Origin of the sequence: Tellurirhabdus bombi (assembly GCF_021484805.1) — a bacterium.
Classification (GTDB): Bacteria; Bacteroidota; Bacteroidia; order Cytophagales; family Spirosomataceae; genus Tellurirhabdus; species Tellurirhabdus bombi.
Genome location: NZ_CP090557.1, coordinates 1,338,309 through 1,354,700, shown reverse-complemented (window position 1 = coordinate 1,354,700; position 16,392 = coordinate 1,338,309). Strand labels below are relative to the sequence as shown.

At 47.7% G+C, this 16,392-nt stretch carries 14 protein-coding genes; 6 read left to right on the top strand and 8 right to left on the bottom strand.

What is annotated here, in order from left to right:
• The first annotated feature begins 49 nt into the window (after positions 1 to 49).
• Complete coding sequence (locus L0Y31_RS05790; RefSeq protein ID WP_234736183.1) at positions 50 to 1,426, top strand: dipeptidase; 1,377 nt, start codon at positions 50 to 52, stop codon at positions 1,424 to 1,426.
• A gap of 66 nt (positions 1,427 to 1,492) precedes the next feature.
• On the top strand, positions 1,493 to 2,386 hold the full coding sequence (locus L0Y31_RS05785; protein WP_234736182.1) for a DUF1207 domain-containing protein: 894 nt from the start codon (positions 1,493 to 1,495) through the stop codon (positions 2,384 to 2,386).
• Here the strand turns inward: L0Y31_RS05785 and L0Y31_RS05780 are convergent.
• Together L0Y31_RS05780 and L0Y31_RS05775 are read right to left on the bottom strand one after the other, a co-directional pair.
• Entirely contained in the window at positions 2,383 to 4,731 is a 2,349-nt protein-coding gene (locus L0Y31_RS05780) for an efflux RND transporter permease subunit (RefSeq protein ID WP_234736181.1), read from the bottom strand. The genes L0Y31_RS05785 and L0Y31_RS05780 overlap by 4 nt on opposite strands.
• A gap of 212 nt (positions 4,732 to 4,943) precedes the next feature.
• Complete coding sequence (locus L0Y31_RS05775) at positions 4,944 to 5,765, bottom strand: ion transporter (protein ID WP_234736180.1); 822 nt, start codon at positions 5,763 to 5,765, stop codon at positions 4,944 to 4,946.
• Between the two features lie 145 nt (positions 5,766 to 5,910).
• On the opposite strand from L0Y31_RS05775, the gene L0Y31_RS05770 reads away from it, so the two are divergent.
• From L0Y31_RS05770 to L0Y31_RS05755, 4 genes are all read left to right on the top strand, one after another.
• A complete protein-coding gene (locus tag L0Y31_RS05770) occupies positions 5,911 to 6,882 on the top strand; it encodes a polyprenyl synthetase family protein (protein WP_234737132.1) in 972 nt (323 codons plus the stop codon).
• A gap of 9 nt (positions 6,883 to 6,891) precedes the next feature.
• Entirely contained in the window at positions 6,892 to 7,512 is a 621-nt protein-coding gene (locus tag L0Y31_RS05765) for a rhomboid family intramembrane serine protease (protein ID WP_234737131.1), read from the top strand.
• Between the two features lie 11 nt (positions 7,513 to 7,523).
• Positions 7,524 to 8,417: a LytTR family DNA-binding domain-containing protein gene (locus tag L0Y31_RS05760; RefSeq protein WP_234736179.1), complete on the top strand. Its 894-nt coding sequence runs from the start codon at positions 7,524 to 7,526 to the stop codon at positions 8,415 to 8,417.
• A 149-nt stretch (positions 8,418 to 8,566) separates the two neighbouring features.
• Positions 8,567 to 9,301: a DUF2306 domain-containing protein gene (locus tag L0Y31_RS05755; RefSeq protein ID WP_234736178.1), complete on the top strand. Its 735-nt coding sequence runs from the start codon at positions 8,567 to 8,569 to the stop codon at positions 9,299 to 9,301.
• Positions 9,302 to 9,381: 80 nt separating this feature from the next.
• On the opposite strand, the gene L0Y31_RS05750 is transcribed toward L0Y31_RS05755, so the two are convergent.
• The 6 genes from L0Y31_RS05750 to L0Y31_RS05725 all read right to left on the bottom strand — a co-directional run bounded on the left by L0Y31_RS05750 (position 9,382) and on the right by L0Y31_RS05725 (position 16,360).
• Positions 9,382 to 10,875 (bottom strand): carboxypeptidase regulatory-like domain-containing protein, encoded by a 1,494-nt coding sequence (locus tag L0Y31_RS05750; RefSeq protein WP_234736177.1) that lies wholly within the window; start codon positions 10,873 to 10,875, stop codon positions 9,382 to 9,384.
• Positions 10,876 to 10,905: 30 nt separating this feature from the next.
• Positions 10,906 to 12,333 carry a CsgG/HfaB family protein gene (locus L0Y31_RS05745; protein ID WP_234736176.1) on the bottom strand — a complete coding sequence of 476 codons (1,428 nt, stop codon included), beginning with the start codon at positions 12,331 to 12,333 and terminating at the stop codon, positions 10,906 to 10,908.
• Between the two features lie 54 nt (positions 12,334 to 12,387).
• Complete coding sequence (locus L0Y31_RS05740; protein WP_234736175.1) at positions 12,388 to 12,813, bottom strand: curli production assembly/transport component CsgF; 426 nt, start codon at positions 12,811 to 12,813, stop codon at positions 12,388 to 12,390.
• 55 nt (positions 12,814 to 12,868) lie between these two features.
• Complete coding sequence (locus L0Y31_RS05735; protein WP_234736174.1) at positions 12,869 to 13,405, bottom strand: curli production assembly/transport protein CsgE; 537 nt, start codon at positions 13,403 to 13,405, stop codon at positions 12,869 to 12,871.
• A 253-nt stretch (positions 13,406 to 13,658) separates the two neighbouring features.
• Positions 13,659 to 14,750, bottom strand: a complete 1,092-nt coding sequence (locus tag L0Y31_RS05730) for a hypothetical protein (protein WP_234736173.1) — start codon at positions 14,748 to 14,750, stop codon at positions 13,659 to 13,661.
• 137 nt (positions 14,751 to 14,887) lie between these two features.
• Complete coding sequence (locus L0Y31_RS05725; RefSeq protein ID WP_234736172.1) at positions 14,888 to 16,360, bottom strand: beta strand repeat-containing protein; 1,473 nt, start codon at positions 16,358 to 16,360, stop codon at positions 14,888 to 14,890.
• Positions 16,361 to 16,392: the final 32 nt, after the last annotated feature.

Genomic DNA, 16,392 nt, shown 5'->3' with positions numbered 1-16,392 from the left:
CCCCAAGCGATAACAAAATGTTAACTTGGGGGCGTTTTTATTTGTATCCATGCAAACATACCTCGAACAAAATAAAGAGCGATTTCTAAACGAATTGCTCGAGCTGCTGCGGATTCCGTCCGTTAGTGCCGATCCGAAATTCAAGGATGATGTCCGCCGAACGGCCGAACTCGTACGGGAAAAGCTGACAGCAGCCGGTTTAGATAGCGCCGAACTATGCGAAACGGCGGGCCACCCCATTGTTTACGCAGAAAAAATAATCGATGCTTCGTTGCCTACCGTACTGGTGTATGGCCACTACGATGTACAGCCAGCCGATCCGTATGAGCTTTGGAATACGCCCCCTTTCGAACCAACGATTCGGAATGAGCGGATTTATGCACGCGGTGCCTGCGACGATAAAGGCCAGTTTTACATGCATGTAAAGGCGCTGGAAGCCATGCTGGCGACGGATAATTTGCCTTGTAATGTAAAGGTGATGATTGAAGGAGAAGAAGAAGTTGGCTCCGATCACCTGGGTGCCTTTGTGGCTGAAAACCGGGAGAAACTAAAGGCCGATGTAATTCTGATTTCGGATACCAGCATCATTGCCAACGATGTTCCCTCGATTGAAACCGGTTTGCGCGGCTTGTCGTACGTGGAGGTCGAAGTGGTTGGACCCAATCGGGACTTGCATTCGGGTGTTTACGGCGGCGGTGTAGAAAACCCACTTAACGTGCTGTGCCGGATGATTGCTTCGCTGCACGATGAACAGGGTCGCATTACCATTCCAGGATTTTACGATAAAATTGAGGACTTAAGCGCCGAGGAGCGCGCCGAACTGGCCAAAGCGCCTTTTGACGAAGAAGAATACAAACGCGACCTGGATCTGAATGCGGTGGCTGGCGAAGCGGGTTATTCAACACCTGAGCGCACGTCCATTCGGCCAACGCTGGACGTAAACGGCATTTGGGGTGGTTACACCGGCGAAGGAGCTAAAACGGTGCTGCCGTCGAAAGCACAGGCTAAAATCTCCATGCGCCTCGTACCAAATCAGGATCCGGATGAAATCACGGAATTATTCACGAAGCATTTTACGGCCATTGCGCCCCCAACGGTAAAGGTAAAAGTGACGCCTCACCACGGAGGACAGCCATACGTCACCCCAACCGATTCGATTGAATTTGAGGCAGCACGGCGGGCTTTCCGCGAGGCTTGGGGCAAGGAAGCTATTCCAACGCGGGGTGGCGGGAGTATCCCAATTGTGGCCTTGTTCGAGCGTGAACTAGGCATCAAAACAATCCTGATGGGCTTCGGGCTGGACAGCGATGCTTTGCATTCACCCAATGAGAGCTATGGACTGTTCAATTTTTACAAAGGAATTGAGACAATTCCGTATTTCTACAAGCATTACGCTGAGCTTAAAGCACAAGCGGTCAACCAATAACTAAATAAATGGCAGAACACCTCCGGATTGACTGATTCGGAGGTGTTTTTATGGTCATAAGCCTGTATGAAAAAGGCCCTTCTCTTCTTATTCGCTGCCCTAATCACCAACTTAGCGAGCGCTCAAAGTACAACAGATTCATTAAGCGAAAACGAACCTTCCTATCCGCGCCGCGAATTTCTGCCGGTTGGCCATCTCTTTGACCCAATTGTTCTTGATCCTCTGGAAGCCCAGACCTACGTTAGCGTTTTGCCCGCTTACTGGACGGATGGCAAGCGCTACGATGGAACCATCGTTCCTTTTGCTTTTGGGTTGCGTAAACCTTTTTTTCGGTGGTATCGCTCTCCCGAACGAGCGAGCGAATTATCCCTTGATGTTGCTTCGTTCACTCAATTTGAAGTTTTCTCCGATCCTAATCGCACTGTTCGCAAGCAACGTCGGCAATTGATGAATAATGATTATCGGGTTGGGTTTTGGTATAACATCCGGGTTCGGGATCACGTGTGGCGAATTCGCCTGTATCATCTTTCCTCGCACCTGGGCGATGATTACATGATCCGCAACCAAATCAATTATTACCTGCCTAACGCGGCCAATTATGAATTGCTGGACCTGACGTATAGCCACGAAAAAAATGGCTTTCGGAAATACATAGGAGGGGGCTTTGTGCTTCGTAAGCCAGAAGACCGCAAATTATTGGCTGGTCAGGCGGGATTTTATTACCGCAATCTACGTCGGCCAACAGCTAGCGGTCGCTTCGTGGGTGGGATAGACCTGAAAGTTTGGCAGCAGACCAACTTCAAGCCGGGCGTTCACGCCGGGTTAGGCTATGAGGTAGGAAAGCCAAGCAGACACCTGACTTTCCTGTTGGAAGCTTATACGGGCTTCCGCCCTTATAGTTTGTATGAGAATCAAGACACCAACTGGTTGGGCCTGAGCGTTTATTTTAATCCAATCTAGACGCGGTATCGTTTGAGCGTCAGTAACAAAGCGGGCAGTAAAACGAGGTTGGTGACGCAGGCCATCAATACGGTGGTGGCCACCAGAACGCCCAGGGCGGCGGTGCCTCCAAAGCCCGAGGCAGCAAATACTGCAAATCCACCAGCCAGAATCAAAGCGGTATCAATCAGGCTATTTCCCGTCTCGAAGATAGCGCCGGAAAGGGCCGTCTGCGGTTCGGCTCCGTCTTCGAGATGCCGCCGGTAACTGGTTAGAAAATAAACTGTTCCGTCGGAAGCTAACCCAAAGGCAATGCTGAAAACGAGAATGGTTGATGGCTTGAACGGTAAATCCAGATAACCCATCATACCCGCTGTCACAACCAGCGGAATCAGGCAGGGAAGCTTGGACAGGAGGATAATGGGAATGGACCGGAACAAGATCATGCCTACCAGCGCGATCAATACAATGGCGATGGCCAGACTTTCGTACAGGTTGCCAAGCAAATAATCATTACTTTTCAGAAAGACCAGACTGTGGCCGGTCAAGCTCACGTGATAATCTGTTCCGGCAAAAAGGGAATCAATGCGAGGGCGGAGGTTCGATAAGATTTTTTCCAACTGAATAGAGCCAATATCGGCCATTTGATAGCTAACCCGCAAAATCTGCCGGCTGCTGTCAGTCATGGATTTAACCAGCGAAGCAGGCCCAATCGGTGGTTTTGAGGCATTAGCCGGAGCGGTTTTGTTACCAGCCATTACGTTGTTAGCTGCCGGAATGCTATTGGCCACTTTTTGCAGTTCCAGCAAGGGAGGAAGCACGTAATATTTAGGATCACCACCGCGATAAGCCTGGTAAGCAAAACGCAAGCCATCTACCAATGACCGGGGCTTCGCAAACGCAGGATATTCGGCCATGATACGTTCCAGCGAGCGGACTTTGTATAAAACGCGGGCACCATCAGCAACGATTCCGTTTGGCTTTTTGGTATCGATCATGACCTCCATCGGTAAAACCCCTTTGAACTGTTGCTCAAAAAAGCGCAGATCAGCGTAGACCGGATCTTTCTGGGGCAAATCATCAACGACGTGGCCTTCGATCCGAATCCAGGTTAGTCCCCAGGCACTAATTACCGTGATGAGCGCAATCGAGATATAAATCACGGGTCGACGGTGCTGCACCCACTGGTCAATCAGGCCAAGCAGCTTTACGCGCCGGTTTAATTCCGAAGCGGCCTGTTTTTTCGCCGAAGCATCAGGTAGATAGCTAAGCAGGATCGGTACCATGATCAGGCAAATGACGTACATCGCCATGACGCAAACCGCTGCCACCACCCCAAATTCCATCAACAATCGGCTGTTGGTAAAATAGAAAACACCGAATCCAATGGCAGTTGTAACGTTAGCCAGCAAAGAGGAAAGGCCAATTTTACGAATTGCGTTTTGCAACGCCAGGTCTTTCTGGCCGTGACGTGCCATCTCCGCGTTGTAGAAATTAACCAGAAAAACGCAGTTAGGAATCCCAATGACCAACAGCAGAGGTGGAAGTAAGCCCGTCAGGATGGTAATTTCGTAGCCGAATAAGCTCAAGGTTCCCACGGTGACGCAAACGCCCATCGTAACTACCAGCATGGATAGGGCCACCACGCGAATGTTGCGGAAGAGAAGCCAGACCATGCCGCCTGCTGCCAGAGCCGACAAAAACATAAACAGCTTCATCTCGCCCGAAACCCGCCTCATAACTTCTGTCCGAATGGAAGGCATACCGGAATAGTGCACCTCAATGCCCGTAGCCTTCTCGAACGCTTCCCCGTGTTCGCGGATGTGCTGAACCATCGCAATTCGTTCGCGGGAGTTAAGGCGACTCTCGTCGAACGTAATCGCCATCAGCGTCGAACGATTCTGCGAATTAAGCAACAGGCCCTCGTAGAAAGGCAGCCGCTCTACGGCCTGTCGAATGCTATCGACGGCCGCCTGCGTGCTGGGCCGGGCCGTTACCAGGGGTTTCACGCTCCAAAGCGTATCTTGGCGCTCAACGGTATATAGCCGCGCCGTTGAAAGTACTTCTTTAATGCCCGGAATGGCTTTGATCTGGCTGGTCATGTCGTACCATTTCTGATAAACAGGCAGATCGAACCAGCGTTGGTCCTGCCAGCCGATCACCATTAAGGTGCCATCGACGCCAAAGCGTTCCTTGAATTGCTCATACTGCTGCTGGGTTGAGTCGGAGAGCGGAAGAATGCGGGCAATTTGGTAAGAAAGCTGCAAACGAGTGCCCAGATAAGCCATACCAGCGGTTATGGCAATGAGCAAAATGAGCCAGTATTTTCGATAAGAAAGAATTCCGTGCGAAAGCCACGTCCACATAAGCAATGAAGGTAATTGGTTTTGCCAGGCTTAATGCTGACAAAATTTACATTTGAAGTAGATGAATGTTACTAGTATTTCAAGAGTAGTATGGGGCACAAAGGTCGAGCCTATTTGCCATACTCACAACTTTATGACAAAAGTTATTCGCAGTAAAATAAAACCAGAGTAAGAATAGGTGGCTAATAATCAGCGAGATATATTCACTCGTTTTACAGTTTAGAACCGCAATATTTGCAAAAAGTGGCGTCTCGGTCATGGCCTTCCCGACTGCAGTTAGGGCAGCTTTCCGACGAAGTTCCTTTTTGAACGGTGTTGATTAACTCGGAGGTAACGATGCCGGTCGGAACGGCAATAATGCCATAACCACAGAGCATAATGATGGCCGCGAAAAATTTTCCGAGGGGTGTAGCCGGTGAAATATCGCCGTAACCTACCGTGGTGAGTGTCACAATGGCCCAGTAAATGCTGTTAGGAATGTTGTCAAAGCCATTTTTACCACCTTCCAGCAGGTACATTATCGAACCTAGAATGGTTACGAGAACCAGAATGAAAATGATGAATACGGTAATTTTGACGTAGCTACGCGTAAGGGCTTTGGTAATAATCTGGCCTTCCGAAATGAAGTGCCACATTTTCAGGATACGAAAGATGCGAAGCAAGCGCAAGGCCCTGATTACCAGTAGATATTGAGTTCCGGCAACGAACAAGCTAATGTAGGCGGGCACAATGGCCAGAAGATCAACGATGCCGATAAAACTGAATACATAATAAAGCGGACGCTGGATACTGATAATCCGAACAAGGTATTCAATGGAGAAAAGAATCGTGAAAACCCACTCGGCCACGTATAGCCAGGTGCCATATTGCTGGTGAATTTGAGCGTCACTGTCCAGAAAGACGACCAGAATACTCAGTAAAATGGCCCCAATTAAGCTAACATCAAATGTTTTGCCCCAAAAGGTATTTGATTCAAAGACAATTTCGTGCAGTTTTTGCCGCCAGTGACTGGCATCTTTCTCTAGTGATTCCATGTGTATCCATTACCAATTAATTCATTGCCAGGCTAAGTTAGGTCCTAATTATAGAATCTCTGAACTAATCCTGCACGTTTCTGGAAGCATTTACAAAACCGGGCGCAGTTTTGCTTATTTTTGAGCCATGACTCAACCATCGACGATTAGTCCCGCGCTATTTCTTGACGCACTTCACCAGGAGATACAACAAACCCAGTACGGCGAGCAACCTGTTGAACTTTATGAGCCGATTCGTTACATCATGGCGCTGGGTGGCAAACGCCTGCGTCCGCTAATGACCTTACTGGGGGCGTATCTGTTTGACGATAACTGGCAAAAGGCGCTGCGTCCGGCGGTGGCAGTCGAGGTTTTTCACAATTTTACCCTGATGCACGACGACATCATGGACCAGGCACCGCTCCGCCGGGGCCAGCCAACGGTGCATGAAAAGTGGAACCAGAACAGTGCTATTTTGTCGGGCGATGTGATGCTCGTCAATGCCTACGAATTACTGCTAGATGTCGATACAAGCCACCTGAAACGCGTTATTGCCCGGTTTAACCGGACGGCTGCCGAAGTATGCGAAGGCCAGCAACTAGACATGAATTTCGAAACCCGCTGGGATGTAAGCGAGGCCGAATACCTGGAAATGATTAAATTAAAAACCTCTGTTCTGTTGGGTTTTGCCCTTGAACTGGGAGGGATTATTGCCGGGGCGAGCGATGAGGCTACGCAGTTGCTCTACGAGGCGGGCGTTAATATTGGATTGGGCTTTCAGCTCAAAGATGATTTGTTGGACGTTTATGGCGACCCCGCTAAGTTTGGGAAGCAGGTAGGCGGCGATATTATTGCGAATAAAAAGACATTTCTGCTGATTGAAGCTTTGCAGCAGTCTACCGGAGCCGTGCGCGAAAGCCTGACGGAATGGATTGGCCGTACAGAATTTGACAAGCAGGAAAAAGTACAGGCGATTACCCAAATTTATGATAGCTTGGGCATTCGTCAGTTAACCGAACAACGCATCAATGACTATTTTGCCCACGGTTTTGCCAGCCTTCATCAGTTACCGGCAAATCCAGAGCGCAAAGCCATGTTGCTGGAGTTTACTAAACAATTAATCGAACGAGAAAGCTAAGCCATAATGATCAACATTACACTTGCCATCATTCTTATAACAACGCTTGTCTCGTTGTATGCCTGGAATAACCCGGTATTTCTGGAGAGCATGCTCTTGAACCCTAAAAAAGTTTTTCAGCGCGGCCAGTGGTACCGGCTGCTAACTTCAGGCTTTGTTCACGCCGACTTTGGGCATTTGCTGTTCAACATGATCAGCTTGTATTTCTTTGGCGGAGTCATCGAAATGGTGTTTGCCGCGCTTTTCCCCGGCAACGGATCGATCTGGCTGATTGGCTTTTACCTGGTGGCTATTGTCGTGTCTGACCTACCTTCCTTGTTTCGCCATCGGAACGACTCGAATTATAACTCCCTGGGAGCCTCAGGCGGAGTGTCGGCGCTGCTGTTTTCGGCCATTTTGTTTCAGCCCCTGAATTCGATTTGTTTGTATTTCGCTATCTGTATTCCCGGTTTCATTTTTGGCGCACTTTACATGGCTTATTCGTTTTACGAATCGCGGCGAGCGGCGGGAAATATTAATCACGATGCGCACTTATACGGGGCCATTTTTGGCGTTGTAGTCATGATTGTGCTTTATCCGCCGGTGATGAGCTCTTTTGTGCAGCAAATAGCGAGCTGGCGACTTTTTTAGCAAACTAGCTGATGTTTTCTGTCCTAAGACAACCGTATCCTGTTGAAGAACCCCGGCGCCAGCGCTGGCGGAAAGCATTTTTTATTGGTCTGTTTGTTGGCGTTTTTCTGCTGATTTTTCAACCGTTCGGTTTAGCTGAGTGGGCAACGCCTAATAAAATAGCCAAGGTGCTGGGTTTTGGGCTGATTACCTTTGTCGTTACGGCCATTAATTTCTTTGTTCCGCCGCTGATCGCGCCCCGTCTGTTCACGGATCAGCATTGGACCGTTGGAAAAGAGATTACGTGGGTAATCCTTAATATACTCCTGATTGGGGTGGCCAACCGACTTTATCTGGCGTGGCTGATTGGCGATTACACGCACGGCAGCTGGATCGGGGCAATTCTGGTCACGTTTATTATTGGAATATTTCCTGTTACTGCTTCTGTCGTCCTGGGATACATCGTTAAGTTGAAAAAATATACCAACTCGGCGGCTAGTTTGCCGGTTCACGAAGCGACAGAAATCAATGACCCCACTGTGCGTGTAATGCCTTTGACTTTAGTCGCCGAAAATGAAAAAGATTTGCTAACGCTTCTGTCCTCAGACTTGCTTTTCATTGAATCCAGCGACAACTACTCAACGGTTACCTACTTGAAAAATGGTCAGCCCACTAAATTATTGCTACGCAGCAGCCTAAGTCGTTTGGAAGGCCAGTTGGCCGATCAGGCCGGTAGTGAGGGCCTGTCAATGCAGGAGGCTATTGTCCGTTGCCATCGTTCCTACATTGTGAATCTAGCGAAAATAGAGAAAGTGACAGGTAATGCACAGGGCTATAAGCTGCATTTATTGGAGGGCCAGTTTCAGATTCCGGTGGCCCGGAAATACAACGAAAGCCTGGTGCGCCAGTTGAAAGCACTTGCCTGAGGCTTGTTGAATGGCCCAGCGCCTTTGTCAAACGTCCCACATCATCCCATTTCTCCCAAACCATTGGCAGACAGCCCTTTTTTGGGCGAGGTATGTCGCGTTTCTGTACGTTTGTTTCAATTACTTGTGACACAAAAACAGAAAAAGCGATGAGCGTGCTTGTGAAAATTATGCTGGTTATCCACATTGCTGCCGGGTTTACAGCTTTGTTGGTCGGGATTATTCCCATGATTGCTAAAAAAGGAGGGCGCGTACACAACCGGGCCGGGAACATATTTTACTGGTGTATGGCTGTTGTTTGCCTAACCGCGTTGTATCTAGTCTTCTTCAAACCGAGCTCTTTATTCCTCCTTTTTATTGCCATCTTTAGCTTTTACATGTGCTTTACTGGCCGGCGCGTACTGCGTTTAAAGAAAGCGGTGAACCAGCCGACTGCTTTGGATCATTGGGCTGCCTATCTGGCTTTAGGAGCCGCTTTGATTATGTTTGGTTTGGGCGTTCAGAACGTGATAAAAATTTTTACTACAGGTTCAATCGCCGTGTTCGGGTTGCTGTATTTTTTCTTCGCCGGTATCCTGTTTTCGCATGCCCGGTATGATATTGTGCATTTCCGAAATCCTGATAAAAGAAGACACGGTAATATGGAATGGTTTTTTGGCCATATCACCCGCATGGTTGGCTCATACATTGCCACTATAACCGCTTTTGCCACGGTTAACACCCGTTATCTTCCCATCGAAAACCTATGGGTTGACATTGCCGCCTGGACCTTACCTGGCATTGTTGGAGGAATGCTAATTGGCCGTTGGATTGCTTATTATAAAAAGAAATTTGAGCAGAAGAACGAAAAGACCTCCAGCCAAGCAAAGTCCGTTTTAGCCTAATCAATTAATCTTGCACCCATAAAAAAGCCCCGAAAGATTACTTCCGGGGCTTTTTATATAAGTATGATTCAGTGAGAACGTCACCTCCAAGCGGGCATCTCCCCATTGATAATTAGTTCGGTCCGGTTCGCTCCATCAACATCAACGGCAACGATTTTACGAACGCCCGTTTCAGCATTGTCAATGTTAGTAAAGTAAATACGGGCACCGTTTGGTGAGAAGCGTGGGTCTAGCTCGTTGGTTCCGTTTGGCGTTTTCGCGTCTATCTTAGTCTGGGTGTTAGACTGTATATCGATCAAGTATAACCGAGCGCCTAATTGCCGGCCAGCACCGTTATCAAAACCAGTTGTGTCGTGGGAAACAACGAGCTGGCGTCCATTAACCCGGAAAGATGGGTTGCTGGTGCGGCCTGGTTTGCGATTGAAGACCGTCTGGGCGTTAAATTCAGATCCCTGTGGCGAATAAACAACGATTTCGTTGTCGTAAACGCTGGTTGTTGTCGTGCGGGCAGCCACGCGGTTACCCTGTTCTGTCCAGTCGCAGCCGGCAAAGAAGCGACCACCCGGCGCAGTTAAGTAAGTGCGTGATCCCGAGCTGAACACGTTGACCAGAATCAAGCGATCATTGTTGGGATACAGCAACTGAGTACCATCTGGCGACCAGCTAAACGATAAATCTGTGGCTGGCGAAACGCTCATGATCGGAATGGTTGTTACGCGACGCATGTTGCTACCATCCTGGTTCATGATGTAGATGTGGTTTTCTCCTTCCATGTTCGAGATGAACGCAATTTGCTGCCGATTTGGGCTAACAATTGGACGCCAGTTATTGCCCTCGCGGGTTAACTGAATTTGCTCACCCGTGGTATTGGACGTGAATAACTGCAAACGATTGGCCACCCGACGCACATAAACATATTGGAAGTCAGGGAACGCCCGAGTCTGGAAGGTCCAGGTTTCACCTTTTACGGCTGGGTTAACGCCATCGTTAACAAAAACCTGCCAGTAATAGGTTGTATTGTACTGCAAATCGCGCACCACCACTGAATCGGCTCGAACGCCTGTTAGCGATAGCATGGGCGTTGTGCTGCCTGCCCGGAATAACTGAACATCGTACGAAAGTGAATCTCTGGTTGGATCTGTTGCCGACCATTTCAGAGTTACTGTTGTGGGGAGGCTATCCGCTCCTGTTTCCGGCTTGATTAAGGTCGGTGCCGTTGGCGGACGATTTTGCCGGCTATCCGGCGTCAGGTAAATGGTTGCAACAGCCACCCGGGTAGGATCGGCTTCGACGCTCATGAACTCCGCAGAAAACCCTTCCAGGGTAGTCTGAAGAGTATATTTACCGGCAGTTACTGAATCGAACCGAAAGTTACCCGACGAATCTGTTTCAACCGTGCGGCCAGTTGGGCTTAACCGTACAATAGCATTAGCGGCAGGCGTTCGTGTTGTGTTGTAAAGCACCCGTCCCATGACAGAACCGTAGTTTACTGGTTCAACCGAAAAATCCTCGTTACATCCCCACAATCCACCAAGAAAGGCTGTCAATAGGAATAAATAGTAAAACGACTTCATTAATTAATATTAAATAGAGTGTTGTGTGTTTTATTTAACAGCGGCCTGCTTTGCTTTCTGGCTAGACGCCCTGCGTCCTGACCGACCTACGTATAGCGATACCCCTACAGAACCCTTCCAGTAATAATCGTAATATTTACCAAATACGCGTCCATCCAGGGCATCTGTCAGTGGCTGGTTGTATTCTACCGATGCCCGGATTCCTAGAACATTATTCAGGGCATATTCCAAACCTGCTCCACCGCTTAACTTCCAATAACGTTGGTTAGAAAGCCCCCACAAATCTCCATTGCGGAAGTTGACCACACCGGCGCCTCCAAAAACCATGGGAGTAACCCGGCGGAAGGCCTGAGGGCGATAAATCAGATTGGCATCTAACGTGGAAATGGGTTGCGAAAACTTCATATCGCTAGCCAGTGTGCCCACGCCCGCATTGAGCTGGATTCCAAAATTAGGGGTCAGGTAGCTTTCTACCAGCAAGCCGTAACCGCTTCTCACGCCTTTGGTTAGATAATCACCCTGGTAGCGCAAAACAGAAGCATAAGGCTGAATCGTCACACGGGAAGGATCGATTACATCGCGACCACCGTAGATGTCTGTATCGCTCATGAGACGCTTTTCTTCGTCATAAGCCGTTAGGGCATCCTGAGCCGCTTTAGCCTGCTTGTCGTCCACAGTCCATAGGTTATCCCGGATACCTTCCAAGATCATGGCGTGAACGGCTTTTTCAATGGCTTCGGTAACAGCCATTTGCGAAGGTTCGGTTGTTGAATAGCCTGTTTCTGTTTCCATTAATCGCTTAAAGCGCACGTACCGGAAAAGCCCTGCTGATACTGTCTGGGAAAAAAGCGTTTTGGATGTATAAACGGTCTTCAGGATTTTCCCAGACTTGGTGGCAACTGCCCGCAGGTAAACAGAAACCCGATCCTGGCGGTATTGGGCTGAGCCACCCGCTCCGAAATAGCGCAGACCAGCGCCCCCCGTGATGGTATTGGCATCGTAAGACACAATTCCCCCTTCCAGAATGATTCCGGCAAACAAAAGTGGGGGCAAGTTTTCGGCTTCGTTCTTATACTGTGCCATGCTGGAACGGACAATTTTCCGTTCGTTAAGCAGGTTGCTTACGTTCTCCCGTTCGATGGGCACAAACCAGTTGCTTTCTTCAAGGGCTTTTAGAAGAATGTTGGTTGCTCCCTGGGTGACGGCGGTCGACCAGTTCGCTCCTGTTTCAGAAGGGCGGTACTGCCCGGTCTGATCACGAAACTTGTATACGGCAGCTACAACTTTTTCACGCGGTAACGGCAACTTACGGAGTTCGGCGGTGATGGTGGTTTCTTCGCCAAGGCGGGCTTTCTGAGGACGAGTTGGTTGATTAAAATAAGAAGCACAACCCTCCAGCAAGAACACAAGAGTTACGGATACAAGAGCCAGAACAGCTCTCTTCAAAAATAAAATCATTAGTGATTAGTAAAGGAATGTTAGATGCGGCCAGAACCGTCTGCTACAATAAAATCAATAGTAAGGTACGGTAATGTTCGTTTCCCCTCCTTTTCCGTCTACAATACGAATAACAACCCCTTCAGCGGCATTGGAGATATTTACCTGAAGGTCACCAAACGTAAAAGTGCCTTCCTGTAACCCGTCTTCTCCGAATTGGCTGTCGAGTAGGTTACGGCTGATACGGCTCAAAATCTGCTGCTGCAAACTGCTGGAGAAGTTTGCTAGAGGATCGGTTGTCCGGCCAAGAGCACTGTTAGTCCCAGAGGTGGATGTTGGATCTTTGAAGGTATCCTGGGCGTTGGCCGAGCTGAGTAAGGTTGAGTAGTTCAGATAACTACCACCAAAAAACGGGTTCATAGGCCGGTATATCAATTGCTGAGCCTGCGCCGACCAAGCCGCAGCTAACATAAATACACTGAGTAAAAGTAATTTTTTCATAAAAAAGAGAGCTTACTGTACTATAATTATCGACACATACCAACTAAACTATAAACTAAAAGATACCCGATCCGACCTGATCTTCGCTGCCCATCTGCGCCTGAATTTCCTGATAGCTGGCCATGTATTGCCGCACGGTTTCTACGGCGTTTTGGGCCAGAGCCTCAATAACATCTAATCGGGCCTGAAGAAACTGCTGCCAAAGTAGTTGATCATTGATGGAAATAGCGATGAGTGTTGTCCCAACGTTGGGCGTTGGCAATTCCTCAATGGTTATCAGTAACTCATTTTCGTTAAAAATTTCGGGCTTTTTCTGATTTGTAAAGGTGGTATCTCCGGGGCTTTCTGTGGGGATGCCAATTGGATTGTCTGCCCATTTTGTATAGAAAATTTCGTAGAAATCACGCCCTACTTTTGTCCGGGTGTTATCGAGAATAAGCCCTTCATTGCCTTCTTCAAGCAGGAGACCTTCCTTTAGAATGCCTTCGAGCGGAGAATTATCAATTAAGCCTATATCCTGTGCTTGCGCAAACCCCTCGAGCGAACTCAGGCTAAAAAGAAGCAGGAACGCAAACAGTAAAGCTGGCTTCATAAAATGATTCGTCTGATATTCAGTTCTCTGTTTGTGGCTTAAGAGTTCTTCAAGGAGCTTATTCTCATGGCAGGGCCATGGGTACTTCCCATAAAATTAATAAGTATCCAGATAAACTAGTACAAAGTTGAGAAAAAAACTAGGAACAAAGACCGAATTGCTCCAAGTCTTTTTTTTAACGGTTATATAAAAAGAAACCGGTCACTGTATTGCGAGTGGCCGGTTCGATAATTCATTCTTGAATGAATGGAGGTTAAGGAGTTTGTACGATGGTTATACCATTGTTAGTTCCTGAAATTCCAATGTTTAAGGTCATGCCGCCTGTCTGAGTAATGGAAAGGTTTCCACCGTCTCCATTCTGCACTAAATTCAGGAGGTTGTTGTTGCCATTTTGCTCGATACCGGCAAAATTGTTATTTCCGTTTTGCTGGATTGACGCTTCGTTGTTTTGCCCTAATGATTGCAAAATGTTTGCTTCGTTATTGTTACCATTCTGAACAATAGTAGCTTCATTCTCACCTGACAGGCCTACTTGCGTAATGGCGGCATCATTGCCAATACCTATCTGATTGATGGTTGCCAGATTTAGGCCACTTAACAAACTTTGGCTGATGAGGGCACTATTTCCGCTACCTGCCTGAGTAATAGCAGCGTCATTATAAGCGCTAAGCCCTGTTTGACTAATGGTAGCGTTGTTTCCAGCGCCATCCTGGTTGATCAAGGCCGTATTGAAGACACTTATTCCTGATTGGTCTATCAGGGCAAAATTGTCGCTTCCAAGTTGGGTAATCGTACCAACGTTAGAGGCGCTATAATCGGTTTGATTAATTGTAGCGTTATTGCGGTCGCCTATCTGGGAGGCATTCGCCTGGTTGCCGGCGGAGAGGGATTGATTAATGCTTCCAATATTATTATTTCCTGACTGCAAAAAGCTGGCAAGGTTGCTTTCCCCATCCTGCAAAATGGAAGCCGTGTTATCATCACCTGCTTGGCTGATAAAAGCCACGTTGTTGATTTCACCAGCCTGGTCGATGGTGGCTGCGTTATTGTTACCATTCTGGCCAATCGTCGCAGTGTTGTTACTTGCCGACTCCTGATTAATTAGGGCCGTGTTGTCATTCTGCGTCTGGATAATAATTGCTGAATTAAGAGCAGCGTTTTGTTGGTTAACGGTTGAATTGTTGCGATCCCCTGTCTGACCAACTGAGGCCGTATTACCGCTGTTTCCCTGATCAATCGTTGCTATATTTTCAGCACCGGACTGTGTAAGTGTAGCTGTATTAGTTTGGGCATAAGCGATCGACAAAGAAAGCACAGCCAAACCAGTGAGGTAGATCTTCTTCACTAATTCTGGATGTTAAAAGGACAGAGAGAGCAGTTTCGTAAACGTGTGAATGACAACTTCACAGAAGGTAAAAAGAATGGCTGGCGGGTGAGCCAGCCATTCTTTTCGTCAATTGGTTACTGAGCCGAACTTCAAAATTAGTTAGGCAAGTTTGACTGAGTAGCAGTAGCTGAGTTGCCAGAACCTACCTGCTCAATCTGAATTGTATTCAACGAGCCTGACTGCTGAGTAACCATAGTATTACCTTCGCCTATCTGTTTTGCAGAAGAAATACCGATTTGGATGCCCAATGCGTCGCCAAGCAATGTTTCTGGTGAACTATCTAAGCCTTCAACAACGTTACCAAATCCAGTTTGCGTAATGGTAGCGGAGTTAGTAAGAGTTCCTGAACCAACTTGTTCAACAACCGCTAGGTTTCCAAGATCAGATGTTTGGTTTACAACAGCGACGTTTGTTCCGCCGTATTGACCAATAGCACCAATGTTTCCAGTACCGTTCTGCGTTAGAGTAGCAGAGCTATTAAGCGCTCCTTGGCCAATAACACCAATGTTGTTGTCTCCAGTCTGAGTTAGGAAAGCTTGGCTTCCATTATCAAACAGTTGAATAACACCACCAATGTTTTCGCTACCGCTTTGAGTAACCGTTGCCTGGCTATTTTCAGAAACAGCTTGGGCAATAACGCCAATCTGGCCAGTTCCTGTTTGAGTTAGCGTAGCAGTTACATCTGTAGTCTGGTATTGTGCAATACCGCCGATGTGGAATTGACCCGTTTGATTAACTGTTGCCGTTGCGTTATCAGAATTAGACTGGATGATAACACCTGTGTTTCTTTCACCATTCTGATTTAATGTAGCATTGCTATTGTCAGCTACATCCTGAAGGATACCACCGATGTTTCCAATACCAGGAACACTGTTAAGAGCGGCTACGCCCGTAACAATAGATGTCAAAGATGCACCTAAATCTGAAGGATCAATGCTGCCGATTGTCTGGTTAAGGATGCCTAAAGCACTTGCAACAGTTGCCGGTGTGTAAGTGCTGCTTGTGCTCGTTTGGTTGACAGTAGCTGTGCTGTTAACAGAACCGAATTGGGCAACGCCACCAACATTACCGTTCCCATCCTGATTAACGGTTGCTGTTGATCCGCTTGTCAATTGATCGGTTTGAAGAACAGCACCAATGTTACCATTTCCAGCTTGATCAACTGTCGCTGTGTTACCAGCACCCAGGCTATTTAATCCTAAAACCACAGCTTGGTTTTCAGAACCTACCTGAGTGATAATTGCTTCACTTGCAGCCCCAAGCGAAGCTACATTTTGGCCAACTTGCGCAAAGTTAGAGCCTCCACCGCTTTGATTTACGGTAGCTGCACCACCAGAACCTACTTGACCAATTTGAATGAGGTTAGGAAGTAGACCTGTTTGATTAGTAGTGGCGGTATTTCCAAGACCTGCACCAAATTGAGTGATTTCAGCTACTTGGTTTTGTCCTGTTTGCGTTGGAGTAGCTGTATTGTTTACTCCTGATTGACTAAGAGTAACTGTATTGGTTTGGGCGTAAGCAGATGCTAAAGCCAGAAAAAAGGTACCAGTTAAAATTATTTTTTTCATCTCGTTTGAATTGACAGGGTAAAAAGATAGTA